The organism is Psychromonas arctica, from assembly GCF_038155225.1.
Lineage (GTDB): Bacteria > Pseudomonadota > Gammaproteobacteria > Enterobacterales > Psychromonadaceae > Psychromonas > Psychromonas arctica_B.
In genome coordinates this window covers 1-214 of the sequence record NZ_JBAKBA010000366.1, presented here as the reverse complement: position 1 = coordinate 214, position 214 = coordinate 1, and the positions used below count along the sequence as shown (strand labels likewise).

Annotated in this window: 1 pseudogene; it reads right to left on the bottom strand. The window is 34.6% G+C overall.

The features are described 5' to 3' along the window. Positions 1 to 214, bottom strand: a pseudogene (locus V6255_RS18805) (ABC transporter ATP-binding protein); the annotation flags it as partial.

Here is a 214-nt window from a genome sequence, read left to right as displayed (position 1 = left end):
GGGTTCTACTTTTTTATCGTGTACTAAATACAAATCATCTATAGTAGTACGAAGTAAATGGCGATCATGCGATACCACTACCATTGCGCATTCAAATGCTTGTAAAGCAACAGTCAAAGCATGACGCATTTCTAAATCAAGTTGATTGGTTGGTTCATCAAGTAATAATAAGTTAGTCTTTTTCCACACTAATAATTCTAAAACCAAACGTCCT